At 67.1% G+C, this 6,215-nt stretch carries 5 protein-coding genes, 1 tRNA gene and 1 pseudogene; 1 reads left to right on the top strand and 6 read right to left on the bottom strand.

Annotated features, from left to right (window positions below; translation table 11 throughout):
- Positions 1–308: pseudogene (locus tag O145_RS08080) on the top strand (IS1634 family transposase); the annotation flags it as partial.
- A 179-nt stretch (positions 309–487) separates the two neighbouring features.
- On the opposite strand, the gene O145_RS08075 reads toward O145_RS08080, so the two are convergent.
- From O145_RS08075 to pgi, 6 genes are all read right to left on the bottom strand, one after another.
- Positions 488–1,174, bottom strand: a complete 687-nt coding sequence (locus O145_RS08075; RefSeq protein WP_043562154.1) for a response regulator — start codon at positions 1,172–1,174, stop codon at positions 488–490.
- On the bottom strand, positions 1,171–1,869 hold the full coding sequence (locus O145_RS19070; RefSeq protein WP_229118435.1) for a sensor histidine kinase: 699 nt from the start codon (positions 1,867–1,869) through the stop codon (positions 1,171–1,173). The genes O145_RS08075 and O145_RS19070 overlap by 4 nt, the downstream gene beginning before the upstream one ends.
- Before the next feature lie 56 nt (positions 1,870–1,925).
- Positions 1,926–2,405 carry a DUF7134 domain-containing protein gene (locus tag O145_RS19065; protein WP_229118434.1) on the bottom strand — a complete coding sequence of 160 codons (480 nt, stop codon included), beginning with the start codon at positions 2,403–2,405 and terminating at the stop codon, positions 1,926–1,928.
- Between the two features lie 577 nt (positions 2,406–2,982).
- A tRNA-Pro gene (locus O145_RS08065) sits at positions 2,983–3,059 on the bottom strand.
- Positions 3,060–3,146: 87 nt separating this feature from the next.
- The gene (moeB, locus tag O145_RS08060; protein ID WP_229118433.1) at positions 3,147–4,304 is read right to left on the bottom strand and encodes a molybdopterin-synthase adenylyltransferase MoeB; all 1,158 of its coding nucleotides are present in this window, start codon (positions 4,302–4,304) and stop codon (positions 3,147–3,149) included.
- 137 nt (positions 4,305–4,441) lie between these two features.
- On the bottom strand, positions 4,442–6,097 hold the full coding sequence (pgi, locus tag O145_RS08055) for a glucose-6-phosphate isomerase (protein ID WP_043562153.1): 1,656 nt from the start codon (positions 6,095–6,097) through the stop codon (positions 4,442–4,444).
- Positions 6,098–6,215: the final 118 nt, after the last annotated feature.

The following is a 6,215-nucleotide window of genomic DNA, read 5'->3' as shown; positions in this document are numbered from 1 at the left end:
ATCACGAGCTGTGGCACGTCGAGCAGTCTTTCCGGATGAGTAAGCACGACCTGAGGGCCCGACCGGTCTTTCACCACACCCGTGACGCGATCGAGGCGCACCTGACCGTGGTGATGGCCGCCCTGGCCGTAGCCCGCTACCTCCAGGACGCCACCGGGATCAGCATCGCCAGGATCGTGCGCGAGCTACGCAGCCTGCAGGAGGTCACCATCAACCTCAACGGCCACCACCTCGCAGCCGCACCGCGTCTGACCGACGCCGCTAACGACATCCTCACCGCCCTGAGCACCCCACCCCCGGCACACTAAGCGTCATGAGTCAGGTCAGACCGTCGACAACAGTCTGTTTTTTGTAACGCTTGGTGAGGCTGACGGTCTGGACGAACTCCGGCATGGGGCATAGTGTGCCCGTTCGCCAGGGGCCTCCCCTCCTCCCGCAGACCCAGATGCACCTATGCGTTGCGCTTATTGCGCACTATGTCCCGCGCTTACCGATCTGCCGTAGAGTTCGACCGCGGAGAGACCAGCCCACTCTCATAGGCGAGTACGACTGCCTGAGCGCGGTCCCGAAGCTCCAGCTTGTTCAGAATTCGGCTCACGTGGACACGCACTGTTCCTTCAGCGACAGCGAGGTCTCGAGCGATCTCTTGATTGGAAAAACCGCGTGCGATATAGAGAAAAATCTCGCGCTCGCGCCCAGTCAGATTTCTCAGTCTCTTCCGGCCTCCAATACCGCTGTCGACAGTCGCCTGAAGCTGGCTGGCATAAGTTTCGATCAGGCGCCGAGTCGTTGAGGGGGCCAGGACCGCATCACCATCATGGACGTGCCGGATCGCCGCCACCAGCTCCTCCAATGAGGCGTCCTTGAGAAGGAAACCGCTGGCGCCCGCCCGAATGGCCTCATATGTGTACTCATCAAGGTCGAAAGTCGTCAGAACGATCACCCGCGGGCCGCCTGCTGCGGCAAGTCGCCGCGTCGCCTCGATCCCACCCATGCGCGGCATGCGCACATCCATGAGGACCACGTCGGCTTCCACACGATCGAGGAGCGCGAGTGCCTCCAGGCCGTCCCCCGCCTCGCCCACCACCTCGATTCCCGCTTGGGCTCGGAGAAGCATCCGGAACCCGAGCCGGTACATCTCCTGGTCATCAACAAGAACAATCCTCACACTCATGAAGACTCCTCCGCATCGGACAGCGGGAGAACGGCGCTCAGGGTGAAACCACGCTGCTCCCCGACCACCACATCTAAGGTGCCGCCGTGGGAGTGGACTCGCTCGCGCATCCCCACCAGACCGTGCCCGACGAAGCCGTCCAGGGAGCCCTCGGACGTGACGCCGTCGTCGGCGACCTCCACGACATAGCACCCGGACCGTCTGTCCACGCGGACATCAACTCGGCTCACCTCGCCGGCGTGCCGCTGTACGTTGGTCAGCGCCTCTTGGACGATGCGGTACATCGTCAGACCAAGGCGGCTGCCGGGAAGACTGCGCCCTTCTGGCAGATTCAGATGAACCGGAAGACCCGCTTCACGCACCTGGCCGACGAGTTCCTCCAGGTCCTTCGCTCCAGGCTCCTGTGCGTGTTCAGGGGCCTCCTCGTCGCGCAGGACGGTGAGCATTTGACGCATTTCTCCCATGGCACGACGTCCGGTATCACGTACGTGAAGCATAGCTGTAGCCGCTTGCTCGGGATCCGATGCTGAGACAGCTGCCGCGCCATCGGCGACAACCGCCATGACCCCCAGACTGTGGGAGACGATGTCGTGGATCTCGCGAGCGATCCGCAGGCGCTCGGCGCGCTCGGCCTGCTCGTGCTGAAGCCGAGCAGCCTGGAGACGGTACTCCGCATTCTGCGCAAGTGCCAGCATCCGAGCGCGGCGCGCACGATGGAGTGCTCCCGCTGTCCATGCCCAGACCACGGTAACTAGCCAAGTATGGGAAGACTCAAAGGCGCGTGCCCCATCCGGAGGATCGGCGCAAAGGCGATAGAAATCCATGCGATGACGAGGACTGCTGCGAGTGTGGAACGTCGTCGTCGCTGCGTGACCGCGAGATCATGAACCATGAACACAACCAGACTGTCCACAGGAAGAACGTTCGTGTCAGGACCCGAGAATAGCTGCATCCAGATCAAAATGATCATCACAGCGAACACAGGCCATGGCCGACGGCGGCGAAGTAGCCAGCACGCACCGAGCCCCACACTGATCAGTTCAAGCCCCCACAGCTCCACAAAGAGGGAGCGGGACGAGAGGAGCAGGACATCCTGGTTGTACAGGAAAACCATGCTCAGGACGACGAGGTCGACGCCTCGTCTGTGCTGACCGAGCCAGCGATATGGCCACGGCTCAAGCTCTGCCAGCACGTTCGTCTGGGCCGACGGTGATGGGTGCACGCACTCCATAGCCTTAGCGTAGTGCGTAAGTGAGGATCAGATGGACTCCCGATGCAGGATGCTCAACTGATCATCACCGCCACCCGCCTACCGCCCTTCAACAGCATCCTAGGCCTGAGCAGGGGCGGGAGCCCGACGGATAGCGAGCAGATCCTGCCCGAGGGCGAGGAGAGTATGAAGCCTCTCGCCACGAACCCGCAGGAACCAGACGAGGACCAGAACCCACACAGCACTGATGAGGCTATCGCCAGCACGACCGGAACCACCCAGCACAACCGGCCCAGGGTAGCAGCGACAGCGCCCCAGCCGGCCGACTACCTGAAGACAGACCAGACCGCAGCCCCTGCCACCACAGCCAGCAACCCGCCCCACACGCCGCAGCCGCCAGGCGCAGCACAGACCCTGCAAGCACCACGGAATCACCAGGTCGCAGGGGGTCACGAGGTCGCAAGCACCAGCCCCGCCACGCAGCCGCCGAGCCGACCTCGCGGCTTCAAACCACCAAAAACCGTCCAAAACAAGCCGTTTTCAACCCAAAAACCCACGTCTGAGGTCTCCCAGGACGTGGGTTTGAGTGTCGAGTGTTTGGTCGGGCTGGCGGGATTTGAACCCACGACCCCTTGACCCCCAGTCAAGTGCGCTACCAAACTGCGCCACAGCCCGTCGCCTCGCGGCCCGGCACCGCTCGCAACGGGTAGAACTCTAGCCCATGAGTCCCCCGGTCTCGAAATCTGCGGGCGGTGACGCCACTCACCGCCCGCTCCGATGGGCCCCGAGGCCGCCCCCGGCTCGGGCGCTCTCGTTCCAGGCCTTCATGCCGCCGGCGAGGTTGGTGAGCGCCCCCGTGTAGCCGGCCGCCGTCAACGCCTCGATGGCCCGCGCCGAGCGCACCCCGGCGGCGCAGTGGACGACCGTCTCCCGGCCCGGGTCCAGCTCGCCCATGCGCTCCACGACCTCCCCCAGCGGGATCCGCAGGGAGCCCTCTATGGCATCGATCGCGACCTCGCTGGGCTCGCGCACGTCCAGCAGCGTGTACGTGCTTCCGGGCGCCCGGCCCGCGGCGACCCGCGCGCGCAGCTCGGTGGCGGTGATCTCGTTCATGGTGCGTCCTCTCGGCTCGTTGGCGCTTCCGTCATCAGTATCCCCCGGCGTCCGCACACCGCAGAAGGCCTCGTAGTCGCCGAGCTCGGTGATGGTGGGTTCGGCCCCGCACACGGGGCAGGCCGGGTTCTTGGCGATCGGCAGCTCGCCGCCCCGCCCCCTCCAGGCGTTGAGCAGCACCATGCGCCCGATGAGCGGCTGCGCCCCGCCGACAATGAGCTTGAGCGCCTCGGCGGCCTGCATGGTCCCGATAATCCCCGGCATGACTCCCAGCACCCCGCCCTCGGCGCACGAGGGCACCGCCCCCGGCTCGGGCGGCGTCGGGTGAAGGCAGCGGTAGCACGGGCCGCGCCGAGCGTCGAAGACGGCCACCTGCCCGTCGGAGCGGAACACGGCCCCGTGCACGAGCGGAATCCCGAGCATGACGCAGGCGTCGTTGAGCAGGTAGCGCGTCGGAAAGTTGTCCGTCCCGTCGACGACGACGTCCCACCCGGCCAGCAGCTCCAGCGCGTTCGCGCTCGTCAGCGCGGTCCGGTGCGCGACGACTTCGACGTCGGGGTTGAGGGCCTCCACGGCGCGCCGTGCCGACTCCACCTTCGCCTGCCCCACTCCCGGCGTCGTGTGGACGACCTGGCGCTGCAGGTTGGAGATGGCCACGACGTCGTCGTCGACAATGCCGAGGCCCCCCACCCCCGCGGCCGCCAGGTAGAGGGCCACGGGCGAGCCGAGCCCGCCCGCCCCCACGATCAGGACGCGGGCCGCCCGGATGCGCTGCTGCCCGGCCACGCCCACCTCGGGGACGAGCATGTTGCGGCAGTAGCGGCGCCTCTGCGCCGCCGACAGCGGCCGCAGGCGCCCGGCCGCGATGACCGGCTCCCCCGGCCCGAGGCCGGGAGCACCGGCCCCGCCGGGAGCGCCCCCGGCGGCCCGATCGGGTCCTGCGCTCAGTGCCGCAGCTCCCGGTAGCGGCGGATGAGCTGCTGGGTGGAGGCGTCCTGGGCCTCCAGAGCGGCGGCGTCGCCCTGGACGGCGGGGGCGATCTGAAGAGCGAGCTTCTTGCCGAGCTCCACGCCCCACTGGTCGAAGGAGTCGATGCCCCACACGATGCCCTCGGTGAAGGTGATGTGCTCGTACAGGGCGATGAGCTGGCCCACCACCGACGGCGTGAGAGCGGGAGCCAGGATCGACGTCGTCGGCTTGTTCCCGGCGAAGACGCGCGCCGGGACAATGGCCTCGGCCGTGCCCTCAGCGCGCACCTCCTCGGCGGTCTTGCCGAAGGCGAGGGCGGCCGTCTGGGCCAGGTAGTTGGACAGGAAGAGCTCGTGGACGTCTGTCCCCCCGTCCTTGGTCGGGTGGGCGGGGTTGGCCACGGCGATGAAGTCGGCGGGGATGAGCCGGGTGCCCTGGTGGATGAGCTGGTAGAAGGCGTGCTGGCCGTTGGTGCCGGGCTCGCCCCAGAAGATCTCACCGGTCTCGGTGGTCACCGGGCTGCCGTCCCAGCGCACTGACTTGCCGTTGGACTCCATGGTGAGCTGCTGGAGGTAGGCGGGGAACCGGTGCAGGTACTGGGCGTAGGGCAGGACGGCGTGCGAGTCCGCCTTGTAGAAGTTGACGTACCAGACGTTGAGCAGGCCCATGAGCATGGGGACGTTCTGCACTGGGGGCCTGGTGGCGAAGTGCTCGTCGACGGCGTGGAAGCCGCCCAGGAAGTCGCGAAAGCTCTCCGGGCCGATGGCCACGGCCAGGACGGTGCCGACGGCGGAGTCCACCGAGTAGCGTCCGCCCACCCAGCTCCAGAAGCCGAAGGCGTTGGCGGGGTCGATGCCGAAGGCCTCGACCTTGTCCAGGGCGGTGGACACGGCCACGAAGTGCCTGGCGATGGCGCCGTCGGTGCTGATGCCCCGCTCGGCGAGCGCGCCGAGGAACCAGTCGCGGGCCATGCGGGCATTGGTGAGGGTCTCCAGGGTGGTGAAGGTCTTGGAGGCGATAATGAACAGGGTCGTCTCCGGGTCAAGGTCGGAGACCTTCTCGGCGCAGTCGGTGGGGTCGATGTTGGAGATGAAGCGGGCGCTCAGGCCGTCCTGGACGTAGGGCCTCAAGGCCTCGTAGACCATGACCGGGCCCAGGTCGGACCCGCCGATCCCGATGTTGACGACCGTCTTAATGCGCTTGCCGGTCACTCCGGTCCACTCCCCCGAGCGCACGCGTCGGGCGAAGGCGTAGATCCTCTCCAGGACGTCGTGGACATCGACGACGACGTCCTGGCCGTCCACGGTCAGGGAGTCGGTCGCCGGGCGGCGCAGCGCGGTGTGGAGGACGGCGCGGTCCTCGGTGATGTTGATGTGCTCGCCGGCGAACATGGCGTCGCGGCGGCCCGGGACGTCGACGGCCTCGGCCAGCCGGGCCAGGGCGTCGCGCACCTCGTCGGTGAGGAAGTTCTTGGACAGGTCGACGAAGAGGTCGCCCACCTCGTAGGAGTAGCGTTCGGCGCGGCCGGGGTCCTCGGCGAACCAGGCGCGCAGGTCGGGGTGAAGGTTCTTGTGGAGCTCGGTGAGCTGTTTCCAGGCGGGCGTGGTGGTGGCATCGACGGGCTTCAGCATGAGATCAGTGTAGGGGGCGTGCGCCCCGGCGCCCTGGGCCGAGGTCCCGTGTCTGCCCGTGCTCAGTCGTCGTAGGCCTCCCTCTCATGGCTTCCATCTTGTTCGCGAGAGACGTCCG

Source organism: Actinomyces israelii DSM 43320 (assembly GCF_000711965.1).
Classification (GTDB): Bacteria; Actinomycetota; Actinomycetes; order Actinomycetales; family Actinomycetaceae; genus Actinomyces; species Actinomyces israelii.
This window is presented reverse-complemented; position numbering and strand designations above follow the sequence as displayed.

Coding starts and splice junctions, on each gene's coding strand:
- moeB (WP_229118433.1), bottom strand. CDS start 4,304: ATGCTCGTCCCCGAGGTGGGCGTGGCCGGGCAGCAGCGCATCCGGGCG.
- pgi (WP_043562153.1), bottom strand. CDS start 6,097: ATGCTGAAGCCCGTCGATGCCACCACCACGCCCGCCTGGAAACAGCTC.
- O145_RS19070 (WP_229118435.1), bottom strand. CDS start 1,869: ATGCTGGCACTTGCGCAGAATGCGGAGTACCGTCTCCAGGCTGCTCGG.
- O145_RS08075 (WP_043562154.1), bottom strand. CDS start 1,174: ATGAGTGTGAGGATTGTTCTTGTTGATGACCAGGAGATGTACCGGCTC.
- O145_RS19065 (WP_229118434.1), bottom strand. CDS start 2,405: ATGGAGTGCGTGCACCCATCACCGTCGGCCCAGACGAACGTGCTGGCA.